This is a genomic window from Acidobacteriota bacterium, from assembly GCA_009838525.1.
Classification (GTDB): Bacteria; Acidobacteriota; Vicinamibacteria; order Vicinamibacterales; family UBA8438; genus VXRJ01.
In genome coordinates this window covers 831,716-857,007 of sequence record VXRJ01000018.1, presented here as the reverse complement: position 1 = coordinate 857,007, position 25,292 = coordinate 831,716, and the positions used below count along the sequence as shown (strand labels likewise).

Annotated in this window: 22 protein-coding genes; 10 read left to right on the top strand and 12 right to left on the bottom strand. The window is 69.0% G+C overall.

What is annotated here, in order from left to right; genetic code table 11:
* Positions 1-40: 40 nt before the first annotated feature.
* Positions 41-1,420: a transcriptional regulator gene (locus F4Y45_09650; GenBank protein ID MXY24773.1), complete on the bottom strand. Its 1,380-nt coding sequence runs from the start codon at positions 1,418-1,420 to the stop codon at positions 41-43.
* Between the two features lie 117 nt (positions 1,421-1,537).
* Between F4Y45_09650 and F4Y45_09645 the strand changes: the two genes are divergently transcribed.
* Both F4Y45_09645 and F4Y45_09640 read left to right on the top strand, forming a co-directional pair.
* Positions 1,538-1,840 carry an AbrB/MazE/SpoVT family DNA-binding domain-containing protein gene (locus tag F4Y45_09645; protein MXY24772.1) on the top strand — a complete coding sequence of 101 codons (303 nt, stop codon included), beginning with the start codon at positions 1,538-1,540 and terminating at the stop codon, positions 1,838-1,840.
* A complete protein-coding gene (locus tag F4Y45_09640; protein ID MXY24771.1) occupies positions 1,837-2,229 on the top strand; it encodes a type II toxin-antitoxin system VapC family toxin in 393 nt (130 codons plus the stop codon). The genes F4Y45_09645 and F4Y45_09640 overlap by 4 nt, the downstream gene beginning before the upstream one ends.
* A gap of 12 nt (positions 2,230-2,241) precedes the next feature.
* Here F4Y45_09640 and F4Y45_09635 read toward each other — a convergent pair whose 3' ends face one another.
* A complete protein-coding gene (locus F4Y45_09635; GenBank protein MXY24770.1) occupies positions 2,242-4,041 on the bottom strand; it encodes a DNA mismatch repair protein MutS in 1,800 nt (599 codons plus the stop codon).
* Between the two features lie 199 nt (positions 4,042-4,240).
* On the opposite strand from F4Y45_09635, the gene F4Y45_09630 reads away from it, so the two are divergent.
* Positions 4,241-4,882, top strand: a complete 642-nt coding sequence (locus F4Y45_09630; GenBank protein MXY24769.1) for a polyketide cyclase — start codon at positions 4,241-4,243, stop codon at positions 4,880-4,882.
* Between the two features lie 121 nt (positions 4,883-5,003).
* Here the strand turns inward: F4Y45_09630 and F4Y45_09625 are convergent, their stop codons facing one another.
* Genes F4Y45_09625 through F4Y45_09610 form a run of 4 tightly spaced genes read right to left on the bottom strand, consistent with a single transcriptional unit; the run spans position 5,004 to position 8,649 of the window.
* Positions 5,004-6,065, bottom strand: a complete 1,062-nt coding sequence (locus tag F4Y45_09625; protein ID MXY24768.1) for a sodium ion-translocating decarboxylase subunit beta — start codon at positions 6,063-6,065, stop codon at positions 5,004-5,006.
* Positions 6,066-6,121: 56 nt separating this feature from the next.
* On the bottom strand, positions 6,122-6,613 hold the full coding sequence (locus tag F4Y45_09620) for a biotin/lipoyl-binding protein (protein MXY24767.1): 492 nt from the start codon (positions 6,611-6,613) through the stop codon (positions 6,122-6,124).
* A complete protein-coding gene (locus F4Y45_09615) occupies positions 6,610-7,038 on the bottom strand; it encodes a hypothetical protein (GenBank protein MXY24766.1) in 429 nt (142 codons plus the stop codon). Before F4Y45_09615 ends, F4Y45_09620 begins: the two co-directional genes overlap by 4 nt.
* Before the next feature lie 39 nt (positions 7,039-7,077).
* Positions 7,078-8,649, bottom strand: a complete 1,572-nt coding sequence (locus F4Y45_09610; GenBank protein MXY24765.1) for an acyl-CoA carboxylase subunit beta — start codon at positions 8,647-8,649, stop codon at positions 7,078-7,080.
* 400 nt (positions 8,650-9,049) lie between these two features.
* Between F4Y45_09610 and hflX the strand changes: the two genes are divergently transcribed.
* Complete coding sequence (gene hflX, locus F4Y45_09605) at positions 9,050-10,303, top strand: GTPase HflX (GenBank protein MXY24764.1); 1,254 nt, start codon at positions 9,050-9,052, stop codon at positions 10,301-10,303.
* A gap of 76 nt (positions 10,304-10,379) precedes the next feature.
* Here hflX and F4Y45_09600 read toward each other — a convergent pair whose 3' ends face one another.
* Positions 10,380-12,581, bottom strand: coding sequence for an ATP-dependent RecD-like DNA helicase (locus F4Y45_09600; GenBank protein ID MXY24763.1), 2,202 nt, complete (start codon positions 12,579-12,581; stop codon positions 10,380-10,382).
* A 61-nt stretch (positions 12,582-12,642) separates the two neighbouring features.
* Between F4Y45_09600 and F4Y45_09595 the strand changes: the two genes are divergently transcribed.
* Positions 12,643-14,652 (top strand): PQQ-binding-like beta-propeller repeat protein, encoded by a 2,010-nt coding sequence (locus tag F4Y45_09595; GenBank protein MXY24762.1) that lies wholly within the window; start codon positions 12,643-12,645, stop codon positions 14,650-14,652.
* Between the two features lie 10 nt (positions 14,653-14,662).
* Here the strand turns inward: F4Y45_09595 and F4Y45_09590 are convergent, their stop codons facing one another.
* From F4Y45_09590 to F4Y45_09580, 3 genes are all read right to left on the bottom strand, one after another.
* On the bottom strand, positions 14,663-17,218 hold the full coding sequence (locus F4Y45_09590; protein ID MXY24761.1) for an ABC transporter permease: 2,556 nt from the start codon (positions 17,216-17,218) through the stop codon (positions 14,663-14,665).
* Positions 17,219-17,299: 81 nt separating this feature from the next.
* The gene (locus F4Y45_09585; GenBank protein MXY24760.1) at positions 17,300-17,578 is read right to left on the bottom strand and encodes a hypothetical protein; all 279 of its coding nucleotides are present in this window, start codon (positions 17,576-17,578) and stop codon (positions 17,300-17,302) included.
* An 18-nt stretch (positions 17,579-17,596) separates the two neighbouring features.
* Positions 17,597-18,511: a LysR family transcriptional regulator gene (locus F4Y45_09580; GenBank protein ID MXY24759.1), complete on the bottom strand. Its 915-nt coding sequence runs from the start codon at positions 18,509-18,511 to the stop codon at positions 17,597-17,599.
* Between the two features lie 79 nt (positions 18,512-18,590).
* On the opposite strand from F4Y45_09580, the gene F4Y45_09575 reads away from it, so the two are divergent.
* Positions 18,591-19,565: a hypothetical protein gene (locus F4Y45_09575; GenBank protein MXY24758.1), complete on the top strand. Its 975-nt coding sequence runs from the start codon at positions 18,591-18,593 to the stop codon at positions 19,563-19,565.
* Between the two features lie 31 nt (positions 19,566-19,596).
* On the opposite strand, the gene F4Y45_09570 is transcribed toward F4Y45_09575, so the two are convergent.
* Positions 19,597-20,586: a hypothetical protein gene (locus F4Y45_09570; GenBank protein MXY24757.1), complete on the bottom strand. Its 990-nt coding sequence runs from the start codon at positions 20,584-20,586 to the stop codon at positions 19,597-19,599.
* Positions 20,587-20,747: 161 nt separating this feature from the next.
* Positions 20,748-21,848, bottom strand: a complete 1,101-nt coding sequence (locus tag F4Y45_09565; protein ID MXY24756.1) for a CDP-alcohol phosphatidyltransferase family protein — start codon at positions 21,846-21,848, stop codon at positions 20,748-20,750.
* Between the two features lie 9 nt (positions 21,849-21,857).
* Between F4Y45_09565 and F4Y45_09560 the strand changes: the two genes are divergently transcribed.
* The 4 genes from F4Y45_09560 (at position 21,858) to F4Y45_09545 (ending at position 25,261) form a co-directional block, all read left to right on the top strand.
* Complete coding sequence (locus tag F4Y45_09560) at positions 21,858-22,847, top strand: zinc-binding alcohol dehydrogenase (GenBank protein ID MXY24755.1); 990 nt, start codon at positions 21,858-21,860, stop codon at positions 22,845-22,847.
* 19 nt (positions 22,848-22,866) lie between these two features.
* The gene (locus tag F4Y45_09555) at positions 22,867-23,265 is read left to right on the top strand and encodes a 6-carboxytetrahydropterin synthase (GenBank protein ID MXY24754.1); all 399 of its coding nucleotides are present in this window, start codon (positions 22,867-22,869) and stop codon (positions 23,263-23,265) included.
* Between the two features lie 128 nt (positions 23,266-23,393).
* Positions 23,394-24,425 carry a glycosyltransferase family 4 protein gene (locus F4Y45_09550; GenBank protein MXY24753.1) on the top strand — a complete coding sequence of 344 codons (1,032 nt, stop codon included), beginning with the start codon at positions 23,394-23,396 and terminating at the stop codon, positions 24,423-24,425.
* Between the two features lie 14 nt (positions 24,426-24,439).
* Positions 24,440-25,261: a class I SAM-dependent methyltransferase gene (locus F4Y45_09545; protein MXY24752.1), complete on the top strand. Its 822-nt coding sequence runs from the start codon at positions 24,440-24,442 to the stop codon at positions 25,259-25,261.
* Positions 25,262-25,292 lie beyond the last annotated feature (31 nt).

Sequence of the window (25,292 nt, the reverse complement as noted above, 5' to 3'; positions counted from 1 at the left end):
ATTTCGCTGAAAGTGCGCCTTGGCGGGCGCGCGCAAGCTCCTAGCGGGGCCTTCTGGTCAGCCCCGCGGCCAGGCCGGTGCCGAACATCAGGCCTTCGAAGGTGCTGATGGCGGCCCGGGTCACGACCCCCGGCTCCTGTTCGCCGAGCAGGCGGGCCAGGGGCGCGAGGCCGACCTGCGAGCCGGGGAAACTCTGCGCCATGAAGTCGAGGCTCATCGCCCCCAGGAACCGGCCGCTCCAGCCAAGCATGCCGGCGGCCAGGGCGCAGGCGAGCCCCGTCAGAAGTGCCACGCGGACCCGGGCTAGCCCATGCGGAGTGGCCATCCCGCCTTCCGTCGTCGGCGTGGCGAGCCCGTAGCCCAGTCCGACCGCTCCGCCCAGGACAAGGCCCTCCACCGCGCCGACCGGCGGCGACAGATCGCGACCGAACAGTCCCTCGAGCACGAGGCGTGCAAGGAGGTGGGCGGTCGCGCCGACCACCAGGCCGCTCAACGCGCCGGCCGCGGCGAGCGCCACCCGCCGCTGCGTGCGGAAGGCCGCTTCCGCGGCGGCCAGGCCGGCGCCGACCCCCGCGGCCGCGACGCCGCCGACCGCAGTTCCGAGAACCGGCAACATCGCGAGCACGCTGTCGCCTGCCGTAGACCCGGGTCCGAAACGTAGAACGAGGCCGCCGAGGAACCCGGCGAGCGCCCCGGTAGCGGCGCCGCCACCCGCCGCGGCCATCCAGCGGCGCTCGACCAGCTGAGCCATGCGCCGGAGGCGAAGCAGGAACAGAATCCGGGCGGCAGTGAGCCAACCGGGATGTCCGAATAGCGGAACCGGGCCTGCCCCCGGGACGTCCCAGCGGGTCTCGCGCAGGTAGGCGCGGGCGGTGGCGTGTCCCTCTCTGAGGTCCAGGCGTTCGAGAGCCTCCGCCGTCCCCAGTTGGTGGAGGCCCTCGGCGGCCTGTCGCCGTCTGATGTCCGCTCCCTCGGCGTCGTCGCCAGCGTCGTTCAGCAAGGCCTCCAGGGCCTGATCGAACGCGGCGTTCGCGCCGGCGGGCTCCGCCGGAGCCGCCCGCGCTGGTTCCAGCGGCCCTTCATCCGGTTCCTCGACGACGTCGTCGCAGACGAAGCGGTAGCCGTGCCGCGAAACCGTGCGTATGAAAGTCGGCTCACGCGGGTCGTCGCCCAGCGTGCGCCGGAGGATCCGGACCGCCTGGCTCAGGGCGCCGTCAGTGACGATTACGTCGCTCCAGACTGCGTCGAGAATCTCGTTCCTCGACACCGCTTCGTTCCGCCGCTCGACGAGCAGGACGAGGAGGTCGAAGTAGCGCGGAATCAGCGGCAGCTCCCGTCCATCGCGCACGAGTGTCCGGCGCGCGGGCGACAGGATGTGACCGAAGAAGCGGTAGCGGGGCGCGCCGGGGGGCGATCGCATCGACCGTCGGCAGTATACGCGCTCTCCCGGCCCACGCGAGCAGGCAGGGCTACAAGCGATATACTTCCAGAAGATATATCACGTTCGGTTCGCCCCAGTCTGCGTGGAGGAGATGCGATGACGAGACCGGCCGGCGCCAGGCGATTAGGTAGCAAGAAGGAGGAGCGCGATGATCGGAAAATTGCGAGAGTGTTCATGACCGGGCGGTCCCAGGCGGTGCGGCTGCCGAAGGAATTCCGCTTCGACACGGACCGGGTCCTGATTCGGCGTGAGGGCCGCCATGTCGTGCTGAGCCCCATGTTCGAGGATTGGGACGACTACCTGAAGAACGGTGCACGGTTGCCCGATGACTTCGAGGCTGCAACGCCGGAGATGCGCAAGGGCGAGTTGCCGCTTGAGAAGAGGGAGCCATTCGATTGAGAGCGATGCTCGATACGAATACGTGTATCTACGCGATGAAGCGGCGGGAGGGCTTCGAGGCTCGATTGCCGCTTCGTGAGTGCGGAATCTCCATCATCGTCCTGGGTGAACTGGAGTGGGGAGCCTGCCTTTCGGATCGCAAGCGGGACAGCCTTGCCGCTATACACGACATTGTCGGCGCGGTACAGGTGGTCGAACTCGACGCGGAAGTCGCGAGGCGGTACGGCCAGCTCCGAGCGCATCTCCGCTCCATCGGCCAGCCGATCGGCCCGAACGATCTGTGGATCGCGGCTCACGCCCTGGCTCGGGACGTCCAGCTGATTACGCACAACCTCGCGGAGTTTCAACGCGTGCCCGGTCTGACCGCCGAGACCTGGATGACGGGGTAGGCCGGCGGACGTTCATTCAGTCATGGTCTTGGCGGAAGCCGTCGGAATCTCGAAGCCGACGGCCCGCATCAATTCCAGGGCGTTGCCTTTCCCGACCACGCCCGGCCGTAGCCGATAGTCGAAGCGCAGCTTGCCGTTCGCCAGGTGATCCGTGAAATGGACGTTCACGGCGCGCGAACCGAGCGCGTCGGCAATAGCCGTGAGGGCAAGATCGTGCGTCGTCACGATGCCAATCGCGCCGCGCTCGACCAGACTTCCGACGACGGCGTCGGCGCCGACCCGCCGGTCGTGCGAGTTCGTACCGTGCAGGCATTCGTCGATCAGGAATAGGACTGGCCCTGCGTCGCCGGGGGCGCCATCGTCATCCGGTTCTTCCAGGTGCGCCGTCGCCAGAATGGCCCGCAGGCGGAGGATCTCGGCATGGAACCGGGAACTCCCGTCCAGCAGCGAGTCGACGATGCGAATCGACGCGCCGACCGTCAGCGGCGACATCCGCAGGCGTCGCGCCCGCACCGGCGCGCCCGCCTGGGCAAGGACGGCGTTGACGCCGATGGCGCGGAGCAGCGTGCTCTTGCCCGACATGTTCGATCCGCTTAGCACCAGCACCTGCGGGTGATGGTCCAGGCGGACATCGTTCGCGACGGCGTCCGCGTTCAGCAGCGGATGGGCCAGGGCGTCCGCTTCGAATTGCGGCGCACCGTCCGCGAACTCGGGCCAGACGTCCTCCGGCCGCTCGAACCGATAGCCAGCCAGTGACGCCAGTGCTTCCAGTTCCCCGACCGTGCCGAGCCACTTGCCGAGCTTCGGGCCCGAGGCGAGGCGCCAGCGCTCGACGGCATGCGCGAGGTGCAGGTCCCAGACAACGAAGAAGCCGATGAGCCGCGCCATGGCGTTGCGGCGCGAGTCGACCTGCTCCCTCAGGCGGGTCAGCCGGGCGACCTGCCGTGACGCTCGCTCCCCGTCAACGTCGAGCCGGGCGCGAAGCTCCGCGAGGCGCGGCGCGCGAAAGCGCTCGGTCTCCAGCCGGTCGAGCACGGCGCCCAGCAACGCGATGTCCCGCGCCGGGGGGGCGACCCCCTCGAAGACGCGGGCCGCGATCGGCTGGATGCGCCTTTGTACGAGGACCACCCCGATCACGGCGGCGACGAAGTACCAACCGAGCAGCGATCGGACGCCGTCGCTCAGCTCCAGCGAACGCACTCCTGACAGCAAGTAGGCGACGCCTGCGGCCACAGCCAGTCCGCCGGCGACCGACGCGATGCGCCCCGCCGCGAGCAGGGCCGGCGAAAAGGAGTCCGGCGGGGCCGCACCCCAGATCGCCAGCGCCTGGGCATCGACCACGGCTCGCGTGTCGTCGCCCAGCACCGCCAGGTCTTCGCGGAGATCGAGGTTCGATGAGAGCTCGTCGACGGCGTCCTGCCGGTCGCGGACCCTGCCGGGTGGAGCAGGCGACAGGAGCCATGCGGCGAGTGTGCCCATGCCACGCCGTGTACGTGCCGCGCAGAGCCGCTGGAATACCGATCCCTCACCGAAGAGGTCGAGGTCCGCGGCATAGAGGTGTCTCGGGTCCGCGAACTCGTCCCCGCGGTCGCCGGTTCCCGCCCAGGCGTCGTCCAGTCGCGCCAGGCCGCGGTCGTAGAACGCGATGGCGCGTGCCAGGCGCGCGCGTTCCGCCTCGATCCGGTCGAGCCGCACCCCCAGCCCGAAGACCCCGGCCAGCGGGGCCAGCAGCCACCAGCCGGAGTATCCGGCGCCCCCGACGATGCCGATGCCCAGCACGGCGGCGATGCCCAGTACTGCCAGCCTGAGCATCCCGGTGGCGTGGTGCCTCCGCTCGGCTGCCGCATGCGCCGTTCGGCGCGCGGCGCGTCGGTCTTCGTAGACGCGGCGGGGATCCAGACCGGCCGCCTCGGCCGCAGGCATCCGCCCATTCTCGCAGGTGCGAACGACGCGCGTGCCCCAAAGCGCTACGATCCCGCCCGGATTCGATCCGATGGGGGATACAACTTCTATGGAATTCGATGTTGACGGTCAGCTTGGCACCGTGGAGCGCTTCGTCTCGTTGCTGGAGCGGGACGGACAGTCCGCCGGCTCGGTCACGCTTTCCCGCCGCTACGCGACGACGGTCGAGGACCTGTGGGATGCGGTGACGAGCGCCGAGCGCATCCCCCGCTGGTTCCTGCCGGTCAGCGGCCGCCTCGAACTCGGTGGTCGCTATCAGTTGCAAGGCAACGCGGGGGGCGTCATCACGGCCTGCGATCGACCGTCTCAATTCACGATTACGTGGGAGTTCGCCGGGGATGTCAGTTGGGTAGACGTGAGGGTGGTTGACGATGGCGCAGGCCGCGCGCGGCTGACGCTCACACATACCGCGCGTCTCTCCCCGCACTGGGACGAGTACGGCCCCGGCGCGGTGGGTGTCGGCTGGGAGCTGGGCCTTCTCGGCCTCGCCCTCCATCTCGCGAAGCCGGACGCGCCGAAGCCGGACGAAGCGGAGTTTGCCGCTTCGCGGGACGGCAGGGCGTTCATCACGGGCAGCAGCGACGGCTGGGGACAGGCTGCCGTCGCAGCGGGAGCGGATCCGGATGTCGCGAGCGCCTCGACTCGGCGCACGACCGCCTTCTACACCGGGGAACCGGTCGAGCCTGCCTGAGGACATTCGATCACGCCTGACTACGGAGGCGGGTGGCTGACTTTCGTCGGTTCTGGATGCCCGGCGGGACCTGGCCAGCCTGCTGCTCGAAAGACTGGTTCGATGAGAGGTTGCCCGCGCCCTACCCCAGGACGTTGCTGACCAGTGAGAGGAGGACGCCGCCGGCGATGACGGAGCCGAGCTGGCCGGCGGTATTCGCGCCCATCGCGTGCATGAGGACGTGGTTGGTGAAGTCCTCCTCCTGAGCCACGCGCTGGACGAGACGGCCGCTCATCGGGAAGGCGCTGATCCCGGCCGCGCCGACCAGCGGGTTCATCCGTCCGCCGGTCACGACGCACAGGATCTTCCCGAAGAAGACCCCCGCCACCGTATCGAGCGCGAAGGCGCCGAGCCCGAGCAGCAGAATGTAGAGGGTCTGGGTCTGCAGGAACGTCTCGGCCTGCATCAGGCTGCCGATGGTCAGGCTGAGGAAGAGGGTGGAGAGGTTCGCCAGCTCGTTCGACGCGGACTTGGTCAACTGCGCGACCACGCCCGATTCCCTGAGCAGGTTGCCCAGCATCAGCGTGGCGACGAGGGGCGCCGACTCCGGCACGAGCAGGCCGACGACGACCGTCACCGTGATCGGGAAGAGGATCACCGCCAGGCGCGGCACCGGGCGCGGAGCGTACGCCATCCGGATGCGCCGCTCCTTCCGGGTGGTCATCAGCCGCATGATGGGCGGCTGAATGATCGGCACCAGGCTCATGTAGGAGTAGGCGGTCACCGCGATCGGGGCCAGCAGTTCCGGCGCGAGCAGCGACGAGACATAGATGCTGGTCGGCCCGTCGATGGCGCCGATCACGGCGATTGACGCCGCCTGGTTGAGCGGAAAGCCGAGCAGCGTGGCCAGGATGAGCGTCGCGAAGATGCCGAGCTGCCCGGCCGCGCCGAGGATGGCGAAGTACGGCTGTGACAGGAGCGGCCGGAAGTCCATCATCGCACCGATACCGATGAAGATGAACAGTGGGAAGAGCTCCGTCTGGATGCCGAACTCGTTCAGGATGTGCAGCATCCCGCCCGGCTCGTTCATCGGTGAATTCGGAAGGTTGCCCAGGATGACCCCGAAGCCGATCGGCAGCAGCAGCGTAGGCTCGTACTGCTTCGCGATGGCGAGGTAGATCAAGGTCCCGCCGACGGCGAACATCAGCAGGATGCCGGGGTCGAGGGCGAGGACTTCGGGCACGGCGGGCGTGGTTCGGCTCAGCGGGGCGTCACGGTGACGAGCGGCTGCCCCTGCACAACCTGGTCCCCATCCTTGACATGGATCGTCTTCACCTTGCCCGCCCAGGGAGAGCGCATGACGTTGAACATCTTCATCGCTTCGATGGTAAGCAACTCGTCGCCGCGCGCCACCGTCTGGCCGCGGCGGGTCGATACTCTTGAAACGACCCCGGGTATCGGAGCGTTCATCGTGCGCGGCGAACCGCCCTCGCCGGCGCCGGACGGCGCCTTGCCGGCAGTTTCCACGGCGGGGGCCGAGCCGGAAGGCGTTTTCTCGGCGGGGCCCGGCTCTTTCACGGCCGGCGCGGCGTCCGCACGGGCGCTGTCTCCGGATGCGGTTTCGGCCGGCGCCGAATCGACGTCGACGGTGTACGTGGCGCCCGAGATGCGGGCGGTCACCGGACGCGCGCGCGGATCGTCGACCTCGACGTCGTAGGTCTGACCGTCGACGGTGACACGGTAGCGCGTCACGGGCCGGTCCTCGCCCGGCGCCGCGGCTTCGACAGGCGTCGCGCCCGTCCGGCCCGCCGCCACTCCGAGGCCGCGTCGCTGGCGCCGGCAGTCGCCCGGCGGGCGGTCCGCCCCGCGCGGGCGTGCGCCACCGCCACGGCAACCGCCAGGCCGACCGCGCGCCGCCGCCGATCCGCTTCCGCCGCTTCGTCTGCTGCTTTCGCTTCCTCGAGCGCCGCCACCCCCGGAAGCGCGGGCGTCTTGTCGATGGTCTCCTCCTGCGGTTCCTCCGGCTGTTCTTCCGTCTCGTCCACTGCCTCGGTTTCTCCGTAGAACCAGGACGACGTGAGGAGGTACATGAGGCCGATCAGCCCGGCGAGGGCCAGGAACAGCAGGCCGGATCCAACGGCAGCGATGGGCAGGACGGTGTCGAGCGCGGATGTCATCGGGTCGCGGTCTGCCGCCGGGCGCGCGCGCGGCGCGCCTCAGAGCGGGATGTTGCCATGCTTCTTCGGCAGCGACTGGGTCTGCTTGTCGCGGAGATAGGCCAGCGCGGTGGCTATCCTCGCCCGGGTCTCGCGCGGGTGGATGACGTCGTCGATGTGCCCGGCGGCGGCGGCGACAAAGGGGGAGTTGAACTGCTGCTGGAACTCGTCCTCGAGCGTCGCGCGCTTCGCTTCGCGCTCGGCGTCCGACGCCGCCTGCTTCAGTTGGCGCGCGTACAGGATGCTGACGGCGCCCTTGGCGCCCATCACGGCAACCTCCGCGGTCGGCCACGCGAGGCAGACGTCGGTCCGGATCATCTTGCTGCTCATCACGATGTAGGCGCCGCCGTAGGCCTTGCGCAGCACGACCGACACCTTCGGCACGGTCGCTTCGGAGTAGGCGTAGACGATCTTGGCGCCGTGCCGGATGATTCCCTGCTGTTCCTGGCTGGCACCGGGCAGGAAGCCGGGGCAGTCCACCAGCGTCACGAGCGGGATATTGAACGCATCGGCGAAGCGGATGAACCGCGAGATCTTGTCGGAGGCATCGATGTCGAGCACGCCGGCAAGGTGCGACGGCTGATTCGCGACGAACGCGACGACGTGTCCCTCGATCCGCGCAAATCCGACCACCGCGTTCGGGGCGAAGTCGGCGTGCACCTCCAGGAACGAGCCACGGTCGGCGATCAGCTCGATGGCTTCCCGCACGTCGTAGGCGACTTCGGCCGATGCGGGGATCAGATCGTCGAGCGCCGCGCCATCCGGCTCGATCGAATCGTCCGGTTCCGCCGCCGGAGGATCGTCCGCGTTGTTCGACGGGAGGTAGCCGAGCAGCTTCCGCGTCAGGACGAACGCGGATTCCTCGTCGTCCGCCACCAGGTGGGCAACCCCCGAGGTGGCGGCGTGAGTATCGGCGCCGCCGAGCGTTTCGACGTCCACCTGCTCGCCGGTCACGGTACGGATGACGTCCGGACCGGTGATGAACATGTAGCTGCTGCCCCGCGCCATGATCACGAAGTCGGTCAGGCCGGGCGAGTAGACCGCGCCACCCGCGCACGGGCCGAGCATCACGCTGATCTGCGGCACGACGCCGCTCGCCTGGGTATTGCGCCAGAAGAGGTCGCCGAACCCGGCGAGGCTCCAGACGCCCTCCTGGATTCGTGCACCGACCGAATCGAACAGCGCAATGATCGGCAGGCCGCTGGCGGTTGCCGCTTCGAGCAGTCTTCCCACCTTGAGTGCTTGCGTCTCGGAGAACGATCCGCCCAGGACCGTGAAGTCCTGGGAGAAGAGGGCGACGCGCCGGCCGTCGATCTGCCCGAAGCCGGTCACGACTCCATCGCCGGGGTGGCGCTGGCGGTCGAGCCCGAAGGTTTCGTGGCGGTGCTCGACATAAGGGGCGAGCTCCTCGAACGTGCCGTCGTCGAGCAGTGCGTCGAGCCGCTCGCGCGCGGTCAGCTTGCCGCGGGCATGTTGCGCGTCGATTCGTTCCTGGCCGCCCCCGAGGTGCGCTTCGGCGCGGCGGTCGTCAACCGAGTCGACTCTGGACTCCGCCGGCACGCTCGGCGGCATGGCAAGCGGGTCGAGCGCGGCCTGATCCGCCTCCACGTCGACCGGCTCCGGCTCCGGCCGCCAGCGGCGGAAGACGCGCAGGAAGGCGAGGACGGCGGCGCCCGCCATCGTCGTGGTGACGGCCCCTGCCTCGGACGACCAGTTCAAGCCGAAGGGAAAAGTGGAGCGCGCGGCGGCCGGTCCGTCCGTGCCGCCCGCCGGCGCCGGTTTCGGCGCGGCGGGCGCGTCAGGCGTCTCCGAGCGGTCTGCTTCGGGCAGCGGGCTGGACGGCACGTCGGACAATGGTAGCACCTGAGAGTTGCGGAGATGTGCACCTGGGGGGTGCTTCCTTTCGCGTAGAATCGACCCGGTGAGAGGCTTTGGCGGGGCCGTGGGCGCGCCAGCGCGCGACCGCGCGGCGATAGTCGGTCTCCGCTTCGGAGCCCGTCGCCGCGACGCCACCGAGCGTTCCCTGGAAGAGCTTGCCGGGCTCGTGGCCGCCGCCGGCGCCGAGGTGGTTCTCCATACCCTTCAGGAGCGCTCCAGGCCGGATCCGGCCTGCTTCCTCGGCCGCGGCAAGGTGCGCCAGCTCGCCGCGGCGTGCGACGAACTCGACGTGGACCTGATGGTCGTCGATGCGGAGCTCAGCCCGGGTCAGTCCCGGAACCTCGAGCAGGATCTCGGTCGACGCGTGATCGACAGGACGCAGATCATTCTCGACATCTTCGCCTCCCGCGCCCGAACCCGGGAGGGCCGGCTGCAGGTGGAGCTGGCGCAGCTCCGCTACCTGTTGCCGCGTCTTGCCGGCGTGGGCGCCTCCCTCTCCCGTCTCGGGGCGGGCATCGGGACCCGCGGTCCGGGCGAGACCAAGCTCGAAACCGATCGGCGGCGCATCCGGCGGCGCATCGACCGCCTGACACGCGACCTCGATCGCGTGCGCGGCCGGCGCGGGCGCTTGCGCGAGCGGCGCCGAAAGCACTCCACCCCAACGGTGGCGCTCGTCGGCTATACCAACGCCGGGAAGAGTTCGCTCTTCAATCGGTTGACGGATGGCGAGGCGCCGTCGTCGGACGCGCTGTTCGTCACTCTCGATCCCCTGCTGCGGCCCCTGCGCTTGCCGGATCGACGCACCGTTCTCGTCGCGGACACGGTCGGATTCATCGACCGGCTGCCCCATACCCTGGTGGCGGCGTTCCGGGCGACCCTGGAGGAGGTGGCGGAGGCCGATCTCCTTCTGCATGTCATCGATGCGAGCCATCCGGACCGGGAGGCGCGCGCCGCCGCGGTGACTCGCGTCCTGGCCGAGGTGGGCGCCGCCGATCGGGCGAGGCAACTCGTCTTCAACAAGAGCGACCTGATCGATGCGGAGACCGCACAACGGCTCCGAGAATTCCACCCCGACGCGCTGCTGGTGTCCGCCCGCACCGGCGAGGGGCGGGACCTCCTGGTCCGCGCCGTCACCGCGACGCTCGGCCTCGACACCCGGCGCGTCCGTCTCCGCTTCGACGAACGCCTCGACCGCGACCGGCGGCGGATCTCCGACGTCTATCGCCTCGGCCGCGTTCTCCGCCACGAACAGGAGGGAGGGACCGTGTCGATGGAGGTGGAGGGTCCGGTGGCCGTCGTGGAGCGCTGGCGCCGCGACGGCTGGGGGCGGGAGCCTCAGTGTTCCTGACGCGGCCCCGGCTTCCAACCCGCCCGCAACGCGCCCACAACGCCGCCCCACCGGGGCGCGCGGGCGCACGGGCACGCTAGCCCGGCCGGCGGTCCGCCTGCAGCCACTCGGCCAGCTTGGACCACCGGCGGCGGCCGGAGACGGTCCGCACGGCAACGGCGATCGCCTTTGGCTGGCCGACAAGGACGACGAGTCGCCGGCCGCGCGTGATGCCCGTATAGAGCAGGTTCCGCTGCAGCATCACGTAGTGTTGCGAGAGGATTGGAAGGACGACGGCGGGGTACTCCGAGCCCTGGCTCTTGTGAATCGTCGTCGCATACGCCGGAACCAGGGCGTCCAGCTCGCCGAAGCCGTACGCAACGGGCCGGCCGTCGAAGCGGACGCGCAGCTCGCCCAGTTCCGGGTCGACCGTTTCCACGCGTCCGATGTCGCCGTTGTAGACGTCGCGGTCGTAGTCGTTCTCCGTCTGCATCACCTTGTCGCCGGCCGCGAAGGTCCAACCGAAGCGCTCGACGGTCAGGCGGCCGCCTGACGGGTTGAGCGCCGCCTGGAGGTCCGCGTTCAGCGTGCGCGCGCCGGCCCCGCCCCGGTTCATGGGGCAGAGCACCTGAATGTCGTCGATCGGGTCGAATCCGAAGCGGCGCGGTATTCGTTCGGTCACCAGCTCGCGCACGCGCGCGGCGGCGGCGTCGGCGTCGTCGGCGGGAACGAAGTAGAAGTCGGTCCGGCCCTCCGGCTTGCCCAGCCAGGGAATCTCGCCCGCGTTGACGCGGTGGGCGTTCGTGATGATCCGGCTCCCGGCCGCCTGCCGGAACACTTCCGTGAGGCGGACGATCGGGAGGGCGCCGGACGTAATCAGGTCGCTCAGTACCTGGCCCGGTCCGACCGACGGAAGCTGATCGATATCACCCACGATCAGCATTGCCGCTTCGCCCGGGACGGCGCGGACCAGTGCGTGCATCAGCGGGACGTCGATCATCGACGCCTCGTCGACGACGATCAAGTCGGCATCGACGGGACGCTCGTCGTCGCGCTGAAACCGTCCGGTGGCCGGGTCGATTTCGAGCAGCCGGTGGATCGTCTTTGCCGGCAGGCCGGTCGTCTCGCTGAGGCGGCGCGCGGCGCGGCCGGTCGGCGCGCAGAGGGTGACGGCGAGCCCTCCCGGGGCGAGGACCGCGAGCAGGGCCTTGACCACCGTGGTTTTGCCGACGCCGGGGCCGCCGGTCATCACGAGCACCTTGGAGGTGAGGGCGCGGCGAATCGCCTCCGCCTGGCGGGGCGCGAGCCGGAGGCCGGTCCGCGCTTCGACCCGGCGGAGCGCCGTGGCGGTGTCGATCTCACTCCAGGGGACCGGCCCGGCCGCAATCGCGCGCATCCGGCGGGCGATTGCCCGCTCCGCCTGGTGGAGCGACGCCAGGAATAGGCAGTCGGTGCCTCGCACCGTATCGGCTATGACGGTTCCTTCCGCCACCTCGTGGTCGATCGCCTCCTTGACGAGCTCCGCCGGCGCTTCGAGCAGGTCGGACGCCTTCGCTAGCAGTTCTTCCGCCGGGAGGCCGCAGTGACCGTCCGACATCGCCTCGAGGAGCGCGAAGCCGACGCCAGCCCGGACTCGGATAGGAGCCGTCTTCTCGATGCCGAGGCGCATCGCCAGCAAGTCGGCGGTCCGGAACCCGATGCCGTGGATGTCGCGCGCGAGCTGGTACGGGTTCTCCGACATCACGCGGACCGCGTCGTTGCCGTAGGTCTTGTAGATGCGCACGGCGCGTGCCGTCCCGACCCCGTGATCGTGGAGAAAGACCATGATCTCGCGGACCGATCGCTGCTCGGCCCAGGCGTCGCATATCCGCGCGGCGCGGACCGCGCCGATGCCCTCGACCTCCCGGAGGCGGTCCGGTTCGCCGTCGATCACGTCGAAGATCGCGGAGCCGAACGCGTCCACCAGCTTCGCGGCGTAGACCGGACCGATCCCGTGGATCAGGCCGGAAGCAAGATATCTCCGGATTCCCTCCTTCGAGGTGGGTTCGGACGCTTGCAGGAAACGGGCGCGGAACTGCGGGCCGTAGTTCCGATCCTGGATCCAGGCGCCGGAGGCGTTGATCCACTCGCCGGCGGAAATGGCGGCGGCGTGCCCCACGACCGTGACTACGCCGCCCCGGCCTCGGGCCCGCACCCGCAGGACGGAGAAGCCGTTGTCCGGGTTATGAAAGGTCACCCGCTCCACGGAACCGGCGATGACCTCATCGTCGGCGGGACGCGGAGCGGTGGGTTGAGGCACGCGTCAACGTAGCATGGCCGCGATGCAGTCGGAGTAGACTGGCGCGGGGGAGGGACGAGACATGCCGCAGTTCTGGATGTCCGGACACCGCCTGGCGGTTCCCGCCGGCGCCGCCATCGCGGTTGCCGCAGGGCTGGCTGGTCTGGCCGCCCCGGCGCCCGCCGACGCGCAGACCGTGGAATGGCCGAGCTACGCCGCCGACGCGGCCGGCACGAAGTACACGCGGCTGGATCAGATAGACGCCACTACCGTGGATCGGCTCGAGATCGCCTGGCGGCAGTCGGTCATTCCGGACGCGATCCGGAACGGCGACACGATACGGGCTCCGGTGGCGGCGCAGAACACGCCGCTCATGGCCGAGGGGCGTCTGTACGTGAGCACGGGCCTGGGCACTGTCGCGGCGCTCGACCCGGCCACCGGGGACGTCCTCTGGAACGACAGCGAGCCGGTCTTCGAGGAGGCGGGCCTCTCCCAGCGGACCCGGCAGACGCGGGGCGTCGCCTACTGGACGGATGGAATCGAGTCGCGCGTGATCGCGGCGCGCGGACCGAAGCTGATCTCGATCGACGCAGGAACGGGAGTGCGCGATCCCGCCTTCGGGGAGGACGGCGCGGTAGACCTGCGGAAGGGGCTGATCCGCGATTTCCCGGACTACTACTGGAACTCGGCCCCGCTCGTCGTGAACGACGTGATCATCGTCGGCTCGTTCGTCCGCGACATTCTCGACAACCAGATGCCGGCGACGAAAGAGGCTCCGAGGGGCGACGTCCGCGGCTTCGACGTCCGGACCGGCGAGCAGGTCTGGACGTTCCACACGATCCCGCTCGAAGGCCAGCCGGGGATCGAGACCTGGGGAATCGACCCGGACAGCGATCAGCCCTCGTGGGTCTACAGCGGCAACACCAACATGTGGGCGCATCCGACCGCGGATCCGGAGCTGGGCCTCGCGTACCTGCCGCTGTCGACGCCGAGCAGCGACTACTACGGCGGCCACCGTCCCGGCGACAACCTGTATGCCGAGAGCCTGGTCTGCGTCGACGTCGCGACCGGCGAGCTGCAGTGGTACTTCCAGGCGGTGCGGCACGGCGTCTGGGACTACGACTTCGCCTCGTCCGCCAACCTCGTTGACATCACCGTGGACGGGCGCGAGATTGCCGCCGTCGCCATCCCGAGCAAGCAGGGCTTCACCTACGTGTTCGATCGCGTGACCGGCGAGCCGGTCTGGCCGATCGAGGACCGGCCGGTTCCGCCGTCGCCCGTCCCGGGCGAACGACTGGCCGAGACGCAGCCCTTCCCGACGAAGCCGCCGCCGTTCGAACTCCAGGGGGTGCGCGAGGAGGACCTGATCGACTACACGCCCGAGATGCGGGCGGAGGCGCTGGCCGCGCTCGAGAACTACCGCTGGGGTCCGCTGTTCGAGCCGCCGGTAATCATCGACCGGTCACCGGGCGGCCTGCTCGGCACCGTCCTGAATCCCGGCACGGCGGGCGGGGCGAACTGGCAGGGCGCCGGCGTCGACCCGACCACCGGCGTCATGTACGTGCCGTCGGCCTACAGCCAGAACATCATCGGCCTCACGCCGTCGGAGCATCCGCGGTCGGACGTCCGGTACACGCGCGAGCGCTACACGCCGACGCCGCGGATCGACGGGCTGCCGCTCTTCAAGCCGCCGTACGGCCGGCTGACCGCCATCAACCTGAACGCGGGGGAGATCCTGTGGCAGGTGGCCAACGGCCCGGGGCCGCGCGACCATCCGCGGCTGCGCGATCTGGACCTGCCCTGGCTCGGATCGCACGGGCGCGCGTCGGTCCTCGTGACGCCGGAGTTGATCTTCCTCGGCGAGGGGACGAACACCGGTGTCGCGTCGCTGCCGCAGTACTACGGGGGACCCGGCGGAAAGGCGTTCCGCGCGTTCGACAAGGCGACCGGCGGAGTCGCCTGGGAGATGGAGCTGCCGGGCGGCACGAGCGGCGCGCCGATGAGCTACATGGTGGACGGGCGCCAGTACATCGTCGTCGCCATCGGCTGGGACGACATGCCGAGCGAGTGGTTCGCGTTCGCGCTTCGTTGAGGCGCTCGGTCTATTCGCTCCTCAGTGACTGTGCGGGGTCGAGCCGCGAAGCGCGGACGGCGGGCCATAGCGATGCCAGGAGTCCGGCTGCGGCCAGACAGCCGGCCACCGAGGCGTAGATAGTCCAGTCAAACACCGCAACATCGACCAGCAAGTGCGCGATCGTTCGGGGAGCTCCCACCGAAAGCACCAGCCCGATGCCGAGTCCGAGCAGGACCAACGCCATTCCGCGTCGAACGACCATGGCCCGTACGCCCGCTGGTGTTGCCCCGAGCGCCAACCGGATCCCGAGGTCCCGCGCGCGCACCGAAACGGAGTAGCTCAGCAATCCGTACAGCCCGACGCTGGCCAGCAGCAGTGCCAACGCCGCAAACACCGAGAACAGAACGCCCCATAGCCGGCGCTGCCACAGCGCGCCGTCGATGCGTTCCGTCATGCTCCGGATGGAAACAATGGCCGCGTTCTGGTCCTCCCTTGAGACCACGGCTCGAATGGCCCTTGATATCCCGGCTTGATCCAGTTGCGTGCGCAGGACGTAGTAGCCGCCGCCCACCGGCCATTGCGTGAAGGGGTAGTACAGCTCGATTGCGTCACGCTCCGCGCCCCCATGTTTGACGTCACCCACCACTCCGACGACGCGGCAGTACGGGTTCGCCGGCCCCACCGTGTCTCCCCACTGCACCATCTGCCCGATCGGGTTCCGCTCGCCAAAGAGCGCTCTTGCTCCGACTTCGTTGACGATGACCACCGGAGCATTGTCGCTCGCGTCGGTGCGTTCGAAGAACCGGCCTGCCACCAGGGGAATCCGCATCGCTTCGAAGTAGTCCCACGAGACATCAGCTCCGGCCGTTGGCAGCAGAAACTGCGTTTCCTCCTCCGCTCGGCCTTGGACCCGAAGCCGCCCGTGCCGCAACTCCCCGCCCGCGTAGGGGAGCGAGTTGGTGACCGCCACGCTGTCGACTCCGGGTATGGCGTGCAGTTGCGCCAGCACACGCCCGTGATACGCCGCGAGCGTCGCCGCTCGTTCCGCGCGCTCCGCCTGTTGCGTCAACAGATTGTTGCGAACGTTCGCCACGATGAGATTCTCGGCCTCGAAACCGTGATCCGCGTTCTGCATTTGCACGAACGTCTTCATCAAGAGTCCCGCCCCCAGCAACAGCAGCAGCGAGGCGGCCACTTCCGTCACGACGAGCGCGGACCGCCGCCATGAACCGCCCGAACTCCCTCGCGTCCCGTCCTTCAGCGCCTCGGTCAGGTTGACTCGCGAACCCATTACCGCAGGCGCGATCCCGAGCGCCAACCCGCTGATCACCGTCGCCGCGAAGCAGAATGCCAGCACCTGCGGGTCAACCGCGATGCGCATCCACATGGGCAGCGAGTCGGGAAGCAGGGTCTGGAACGCGCGGACGGCCACCCACGCAATGACAGCCCCGCCGACCCCGCCGACCGAGGCGAGCAGCAGGCTCTCGGCCAGGAGTCCCTTCGTCAGCTCGAACCGCCCCGCCCCCAGCGCCGCTTGCAGCACGTACTGCTTGCGCTGCGTGAGGGCTCGTGCGAGCAGCAGATTCGCAACGTTGACGAGGCAGATCAGCAGAACCAACGACACGCCGCCGATCAACAACATCAGGTAAGGGCGCACCTCGCCCACCTCGGCGTCGCGCAGAGGCACAAGACGAACACCGACGTCCTGGTTGGTGGTGGGAAATTCCGTCGCGAGCTGCCGGGCCACAGCGCCCATCTCGTCCTGCGCCTGCTGGAGGGATGCTCCTTGCGCGAGGCGCGCCACGGTCGGGTACCAACGCTGATCGCGTTGCTTCTCGCGATAGCTCTCCAGCCCCAGCGCGTACCAGCTCTCCATCGTGAGCCACAGCGTCGCCCGGTCCGGGTACCCGTATCCCGCGGGCATCACCCCGACCACTTCGAACTCGCCCAGGGGCAGCCGGATCATCTTCCCCAGCGCGTCGGGCGCACCGCCGTAACGACGTTGCCACAGCCCAAAGCCGAGCAGCGCCTTGTTCACCGGTCCGCCCTTGCGGTCTTCCTCCGCGGTGAAGAGCCGCCCCAGTACGGGTTGCACTCCCACCGCGTGCATGGCCTCCTGGTTCAACTGCGCGATGACGACGGCCTCCGCCGAACCGTCGCCCTCGATCTGCGAATCGAAAACGGTGTACCCGCCGATGTTCTCCAGAAGACTCGAACGTCGGTTGTACTCTTCGATATCGAGCAGCGAGGAGTTCCTCTCCGCCCCCTGCTCGCTCTCCGCTACGGTGAACACTCGCACCAGGCGGTCCGCGTCCGGATAAGGAAATGGACGGAGGAGTATCGCGTAGACCAGGCTGAACACCGCCGTCGCAGCCCCAATCCCCAGGGCGATCGTCACCACGGCGGGAACGGTGAACGAGGGCGTGCGCCACAATGCTCGCCACGACAGCTCAAAGTGCTTGAGCCAACCTCGTGAGGCACCCGGCGCGAGCCGATACGTCGTTTGCGTTGACATCACGCTTCCCTCGCATCCGCCTGCGCTCTTGGCGCAGGCACTAGGTTCTTCCTTGCCGAACACGGCCATTGGACGGTCGGGGCGAAACGGAGCGTGCTCGCCCGATGCGAATGCGAAACCAGGACGTCGCGGGCGAGCGCGACGAGGGGGCTACGCTGGTGGGCCGCGCGTGGGACGGAGCCCGAGAGCGAGGTGCAACCTGCCGGCCGCAGGGGCGGGCACGACGGTGTGCGCAACGAGCTCCGGTGCGATCGGCGCGGGCGCGCCGTCCGCGGCGATCACAGACAGAACGCGGAAGTGACACGCATCACAGTCCGCGTGACCGTCGTGCTCCGAGCCGGCGTCGTGCTCGTGGAGGGCGAGGCCAACCGGCGCCAGCACCATGAGCAGTGCTGCAGCGATTGCCACGATCCACCTCGACGGAACCATGCGCCTGTATTGGAGATTCTATTCCGGCCGGTTCAGGAGCGCGAGGCAGGTGCGCGCGATTGGCTTGCGGCGACCCTTCTCCGTGAGTGCCCCGAAGAAACGGTTCCCGGTTTCGACGAACCCCTTGCCGAGCGCGACCAATGAGCCGCTCTGGATTGACCGCCTTATCTGATGCCGCCAGGCCAGCGCGATGCCATGTCCCGCGGCGGCCGCTTCGAGCACGTAGGTGTAGTAGTCGAATTCTACGCGGCGCGGCGTCCCGTTCGGGTTCCCGGCGACCGCGAACCAGTCCTCCCAGGTCGCCCAGCCCTCGTTGAATCCCACCAGGTCGAGGAACGTCAGCCCACTCCAGCCGGCAACGGGCCCGGCGAGGATCTGCGCGTGGGTGGAGGCGTAGGTGCGCGAGCAGACGGGTCGGACTGCTTCCCTGATTCCAATCGCGTCGTGCGCGGGGTCTGCGTCCGCCGCATTCCAGGTCAGCACGATGTCGACTGAAGGGTCGGACACGAGCCTCCCAACGGATGGATGGTACGTGAGGATGCGGATTCGCACGTCTTTCCCGAGTAACCGCCGAAGGGTGTCGTAGTGCGGCATGAGGAAGAAGTGGGATGCGTCGTGCGAGCAGGCAATGACGACCTGTTGGGTCTGGGACAGCTCGGCCGCCTCGGTGGCGCCGTCGTGAATGGCCGCCAGACCGGCTGCCACGCCGCTGTGGAAGCGTTTTCCGGCGTCGGTCAAGGTCGCCCCGGCGCGCGAGCGCTCAAACAGGCGCGCCGACAGCCAGGTCTCCAGCTTGGCAATCTGGCGGCTCACGGCGGCCTGCGAGGTGCCGAGCTCGCGCGCCGCCAAGGTGAAATTGGCGTGACGCGCAGCGCTGTCGAAGGCCATCAGCGCGTTTGCGGGAGGGATTCTGTAGGGGCCGTTCGTCTTCATGGCCTAAGGACATCATAACGCCCGATCGGTGGTTGCAAGCGGGCGCCAACCTCGGCATGCTAAACCTGTGGAGGTTCTGATGTCGAAACGACTCTTTGCGTTCGGCGGCGTTCTGGCGTTGGCGGCGGCCGGCGTGGTGGGCGCCGCCGCGGCTATCGGTGGCAAGCCGGAGGCGTGGGCGCAGTCGGCGGGCTCGGGTGGCGCCTGGACGGCGCCGCGGACCCCCTGGGGCGACCTGGACCTGCAGGGCATCTGGACGAACTTCGACCTCGGCGAGGGGTTCTCGCTGGAGGCGCCGCCTCCTCCCGGCACGCGGCCGGCCCGGCTGTTGGGCGGAACCGGCACCTGCATCCCCTCCGACGAGCCGCTGCCGGAACCGGACGGCGCGGGGATCGGACCTCCCGAGCACTGGTTTGAGACGGCCACGGGCAGGCCGTCGGTCCGGCCGAGCCTGATTGCCGAGCCGGTGAACGGTCGGCTGCCACCCCTGACGGAGGGGGGCAGTCGGCGCATCGACGAGGTCTGCCGGAGGACGTTCGATTCCTACGTCTACCTGGACCCCTGGGTGCGGTGCATCACGCGCGGGGTTCCGGCCTCGACGTTCCCGTCCCTCTACAACAACGCCTACCAGATCCTGCAGGTTCCGGGATACGTGATTATCCGGTACGAGATGATCCACGACGTGCGCGTCATCCCGCTGGACGCGGAGCCGCCGGACGATCCGGGCATCCGGCTCTGGATGGGAAGATCCTACGGACGGTGGGAAGGAAACGCACTGGTCGTGGAGACGTCCAACTTCACCGACAAGAGCGCCATCCGGGGCCACGCCCACACCGACGCGCTACGGGTCACCGAACGGTTCACGCTTCACGACGCCGACACGCTCGAGTACGAGGCGTTCGTCAACGATCCCGAGACCTGGGTAACGCCCTGGAAGGCGGGCATCACGCTGTCGCGGGACGACAACTACGTGATGTACGAGTACGCGTGCCACGAGGGGAACGGGACGGCGATGGTCAACATGCTGGGAGGCGCGCGGGCCGAGGAGCGCTGACGCGCCCGGACGCCGACCAACTCGTCCCGCTCTACTGCCCCTCGGCCGCCGCCCGCTCGTCGGCCCGATGGCCCGACAGGATGCCCTCCATCGAATAGTTGCCTTCGTGGCAGGCGTACTCGAACAGCGGTGCGTCCGTGCGCTTCATCGGCATCGAAGCCGTCCAGTCGGTCACCCACGTATCGGGATCGGTCACCGTGAACGTGTAATGCAGCGTGCCCTCGTCGACGCGCGTAAACCGCTCCACCAGAGTCATGTTTTCCGACGAGGCCATTCCCGACCCTCCCGAAGTCAGGGGGATCCAGGCCCGCTCGGCCTTGAAGTTGGCCGTCTCGATGACCAGCGTGTCGCCTTCCCAGCGTCCCCGCGAGTCGCCCGACCAGAGCCGGATAGCCGGATCGAGGGGCGTTCGGCCATCGAGCGGCACGATCCGTGGCGTGTGGACCATCTCGGTGTAGATCACCGCGTGGTCCGGGGTCTGGAAGAGCTGCATGTTCTGGTTGTAGGCGAGCGGCGTGATGGGCGGGCCTGCGTTGAAGCCGACGATGCACCGGTCCGACGTGTTGCGGTCGGTGTAGGAGTCGGCCGGATGCGCTTCCATGTGGGCGCGCCGTGCGGCAGCTCTCTCCGCCCCAATCGCGGAGAGTTCCGGGAACCGGCCGTTGGGAGGATAGACGATCAGCGATGTGCGCCGCGTCTCGATTGGCGTCGTCCCGCGGTCCATCCAGAAGTTGTTGTAGGCGCCGACGTTGCCACCCGCCTCGGTGCGGCGAGCCTCCGCCTCCCAGAGGTCGATATCCCGCTGGATCGCTTCCTGTTCGGCGGCAGCCGCCTCTTCGACGGTCAGGAACGCCTTGTCCCCGAGATCCTCGGGGCGCTCCAGCGGGGTGATGGTGCGAAAGTCCCAGATGCCCTGGAGGTCCGGGTCGCCCCACGCGGTCCGGAGCGTCTGGGCTTCCGCGGCGACCGGGGCCAGCACGACGATTGCCAGCAACGCCGTGAATGGATGTCGACAGCGCATTTCAGCCTCCTCGTTGCTCTCGTACGGACTCCGCCATCATGGACCCGGACGGAGGTTCCGCGCAAGAGCGTGCGGCGTGATGACCTGGCGGACGCGCCAGGTCCGCGAGCATTCCCGTTTCCTCGGTCGAATCGTGCACGTGGTGCGCGCATGACCCGTGGTCAGCGCGCCGCTGGCCGATACTCCGCCTTCCACAGCCGGGCGAGCCGGTGCGCCTCGTCGATCTCGTGCCGGAACATGTCGGGGTCAAGCACAAGCTGCATGCGTGCCGCCTCGTAGCGCTCCTCCGTCGTCAGGAATTCCTCGGCGAGCGCGTACCACATGTAGGCCGTGATGTTGTCGCGCTGCACGCCGTCCGCGGCGTGAAAACGCGTCCCGAGATCGAACAGCGCACCGTTGTCGCCTTGTTCGGCGCGCTCCGTCAGTTCGTCGACGGTCAGCCGCGTCTCGTTCGAGAGCCATGCGGGGCCGCAGCCGGTGGCGACGAAGACGGCGGCAATGACGGCCAGGCGACGAGAAGCCGTCCGGAGCCAACGGACATCGACGCCGAACGACCAGATCAACAGGGCGAGCGCGAGGGCGGCAATCGTTGCGGCCATGGTGGCCGGGATGATCGGGCCCAGACAGGTCAGGAGGACCACACCCTGCACTACGCATACCGTTTTGCGCCGGTAGCTTTCGGGGAGCTCCCCTGTCAGGTCGCGCCAGATCCAGCCGGCCGCGACGAAGAGGTACCGGAGCAGACCGATCAGGATCACCCAGGGACCTGTCTGGCCGGACCGCCAGACCAGTACGGAAAGCGCCAGCAGTAGGAAGGCGTCCAGCTCCATGTCGAAGCGGGCGCCGAACCGGGTGCTCCCGCCGCTCCGGCGAGCCACCTGGCCGTCGACCGCGTCCAGCACCATGACGATGGTGCCGACGACGATGATCCACCAGCGGACGTTGGCCTCCGCTAACGATGAGTGGAGCGCCAGGGCGCAGACCGGCAGAAGCAGGGTTGCGCGGAACAGGGTGACGCGGTTGGCGGGGCCAATGCCCGGGAGCGGCAGGCGGGTCGGCAGCGTATAGACCAGCAGGCCCGCCAGCAGCCCGTACAGTCCCAGGACGTCGGCGAAGTAGATCAGCGGGAGCCCGAACGCGTACCAGACGCCAAGGGCGCCCGCCAGGAGCGGCGCCAGCCCGGTCAGGAGGTCTTCGCCGGCCCGGCGGAGGCTGCTGGACTGACGGGGCGCCTTCTGGACTACGCGCGGCCTCGGCTCCATACTGCGCGGATGGCCGTCACCGGCACCGCCCGGCAGTTCGTGGTCAGCCACCCGGGCCATGGGAAGATTGTGCGCGTCGATCTGCCGCCGAGGCAAGAAGACGCGGTGCTGGTCCGCGCGCGCTACAGCGGGATCAGCCGCGGCACGGAGACGCTGGTCTTTCGGGGCGCCGTGCCGCCGTCGCAGTACGAGGCCATGCGCGCGCCGTTTCAGCAGGGGGACTATCCGGGGCCGGTGACGTCCGGCTACAGCAGTGTCGGCGTCGTGGAGGAGGGGCCGGAGACGCTGGCGGGGCGCACGGTGTTCTCCCTGTATCCGCACCAGGATCGCTACCTCGTGCCGGCGGCCGCCGTCCATCCGGTGCCGGATGACGTGCCGGCCGAGCGCGCCGTGCTCGCCGCCAACATGGAGACGGCGGTCAACATCGCCTGGGACGCGGCTCCGGTGGTGGGCAGCCGGATCGTCGTGATTGGCGGCGGCGTGGTCGGCCTGCTTGCCGCCGCGCGCTGCCGGGACGTCGCGGCGACGTCGGTGACGGTGGTCGATCCGAACCGGTCCCGCGAGTCGGTCGCCGATGCGCTGGGTCTGCAGTGGCGTCCGGATCCGCCGCCGGCGGCGACGGCGGATCTCGTGATCCACGCAAGCGGCGCACCGGGGGGCCTACGGGCGGCGCTCGACGTGGCGGCGATGGAAGGGACCATTGTCGAGGCAAGCTGGTACGGGGCGCGCGAGGTGACGCTTCCGCTCGGCGAGGCGTTTCACGTGCGGCGTCTGACGATCCGGAGCAGCCAGGTGGGACGCGTCCCGCCGCGTCGCGCCGCCGAGTGGACGCGCGAACGGCGCCTGCGATTCGCCCTCTCGCTCCTTGCCGACGGTCGATTCGATGCGCTCATCACCCACGAGAGTCCCTTCGAGGAAGTGCCGCGCGTCATGGCGAGGCTGAGCGCCGCGCCGGATGATACGCTCTGCCACCGCATCCGCTACGGCAACGGCGCCTGAAATCCTGGGGGTTAGACCGATGTACAGCCTGAACGTCCGCGACCACTTCATGATTGCGCACAGCTTCCGGGGTGAGCAGTTCGGCCCCGCGCAGCGACTGCATGGCGCTACCTACGTTGTCGACGCGACGTTCGCCCGTCCGGATCTCGACCCGGACGGCATCGTTGTCGACATCGGCCGCGCCGCGGACGTACTGCGCGCGATTCTCGCGGAGTTCAACTATCGCAACCTGGACGAGGAGGTCGCGTTCTCGGGCGGCAACACATCGACGGAGGTGCTGGCAAAGACGATCTTCGACCGGCTGGCGAAGGCCGCCCGGGCGGGCGATCTGGGGGAGGCCGGCGAGGGAGCCACCAGGATCAAGGTGACGCTGCACGAGTCGCACGTCGCCTGGGGCAGTTACGAGGGGACTGTGTGAGCGGACCGCGTGCTGCGGCATGCGTCGGAGGCGAGGCCGGTCGCGCCAGACCGACCGGCCGGCGATTGTGCCTGCTGGCGCCGTCCCCGCTTCGACAACGGACGGGTGGCTACCGCTACGACAACCGCATGCTGGATGGCCTCGAGCTGCGCGGCTGGCGGATCGATCGCGTGGGTCTGCGGGGGAGGTTTCCGGATCCGGACGATAGCGCCCGAGACAGCCTGGCCGCGGCGCTCTGCGCGCAGCCTGACGAGGCGCTTGTCGTCATCGACGGACTCGCGATGGCGGGACTGCCGGAGCCGGTCGCCGAGCATGGGGAACGGTTGCGCATCGTCGCGCTCGTGCACCATCCGGTCGCCGAGGAGACGGGACTCGACCCCGCGGTCAGCGCGCGGCTGGCGACGCTGGAAATGCGTGGGCTGGCCGCCGTGCGGGGCGTGATCGTGACCAGCGCGTTTACTGCACGGACGCTGACAGAGAGGTATCGCGTCGATCCGGCCCATCTGCGGGTTGTCCGTCCGGGAACGGATCCGTCGGCGCCAGCCAGGGGACCGGTTGCCGGCTATCCGCCCATGTTGCTGGTAGTCGCCTCGGTGACTCCGCGAAAAGGGCATGACATCCTCGTGCAGTCCCTCGCACGCCTGCGGCATCGCCCGTGGACCTGCATCTGCGCCGGGGCACTCGACCGGAAGACGGCGTTCGTCCGGAAAGTGATGGCGGCGGTTGTCCAGACGGGTCTGGACGAGAGGATCCGATTCGTGGGGGAGTGCGACGACGCGGCACTCGACGCTTTGTACGGCCGCAGTTCGATCTTCGTCCTGCCATCGCACTACGAAGGGTACGGCATGGTGCTGGCGGAAGCGCTGGCGCGCGGATTGCCGATCGTCAGCACGACGGGCGGCGCGATTCCCCACACAGCGCCGGCCGATGCAGCACTGCTGGTCACGCCGGGGGACGAACAGGCCCTGGCGGTTGCGCTGGAGACGTTGCTGAGTGACGACGGACGGCGTGCCACGCTCGCGGCGGCGGCGCGACGTCATGCCGCCGCGCTGCCGGACTGGGACGCGGCGGTCGCCGTTTTCGAACGATGTCTGCTGGAGCTGGCGCCGCAAACGGCGGTCCAGGAGCTTGGCGCCCGCGCGCCCGCAAAGGCGCGCTAGCACGGAGGAGAGGATTGACGAAGGAACGGTTCGAGGCCGACTGGCTGGCCATGCGAGAGCCGCTCGATCACCAGTCGAGGGCGAAGGCGGTCATGCAACTGCTGGCGCCGGCCTGGGCGAAGCATGGCTGGTCGAACATCATCGATCTCGGCAGCGGCACCGGATCGAATCTGCGATACCTCGCGCCCCGATTGCCCGGGCCGCAGCAATGGACACTGTTCGATCACGATCATGAGTTGCTGGCGCGCGCGAGGCCGCCCGAGGGGGTGCCCGACCTGCGCCTGGCCACGTTGACCGGGAACCTGGCGAGCGCAGGACTGGAGGTGGCCCGTGCGACGGGCGCCCACCTGGTGACGGCGTCGGCGCTGCTCGATCTCGTGTCGAAGGACTGGCTTGCCGCGGTTGTCGACACGTGCCGCGCGACAAGCGCCGCGGTGCTGTTTGCGCTCAACTACGACGGCATCCTGGAGTGGGTGGTCCACGACGAATCGGACGACGTCGACGATGGCTGGATCCGGCGCGCGGTGAACGAACACCAGCGGCGTGACAAGGGGTTCGGCCGCGCGCTCGGTCCCATGGCGGGATTGCACGCCGAGATGCTCTTCCGGGGATCCGGCTACCGCGCCTGGCTGTTCCGGAGTCCGTGGCAGCTTGGCCCCGACGACATGGCGGTCGTCCGCCTGCTGTTCGATGGCTGGGTCGAGGCGGCTATCGAACAGACGGGCGAGGAGGAGCGGGTTCGAGCCTGGGCCGCGCGCCGTTCGCGCACAATCGCCCGCGGCCAGTTCCGGCTGATTGTCGGTCACACGGACTTTCTCGCTCTTCCCCCGGATTGAGGAGCCGTGGTGAAACCTCGCGTAGCGTCGA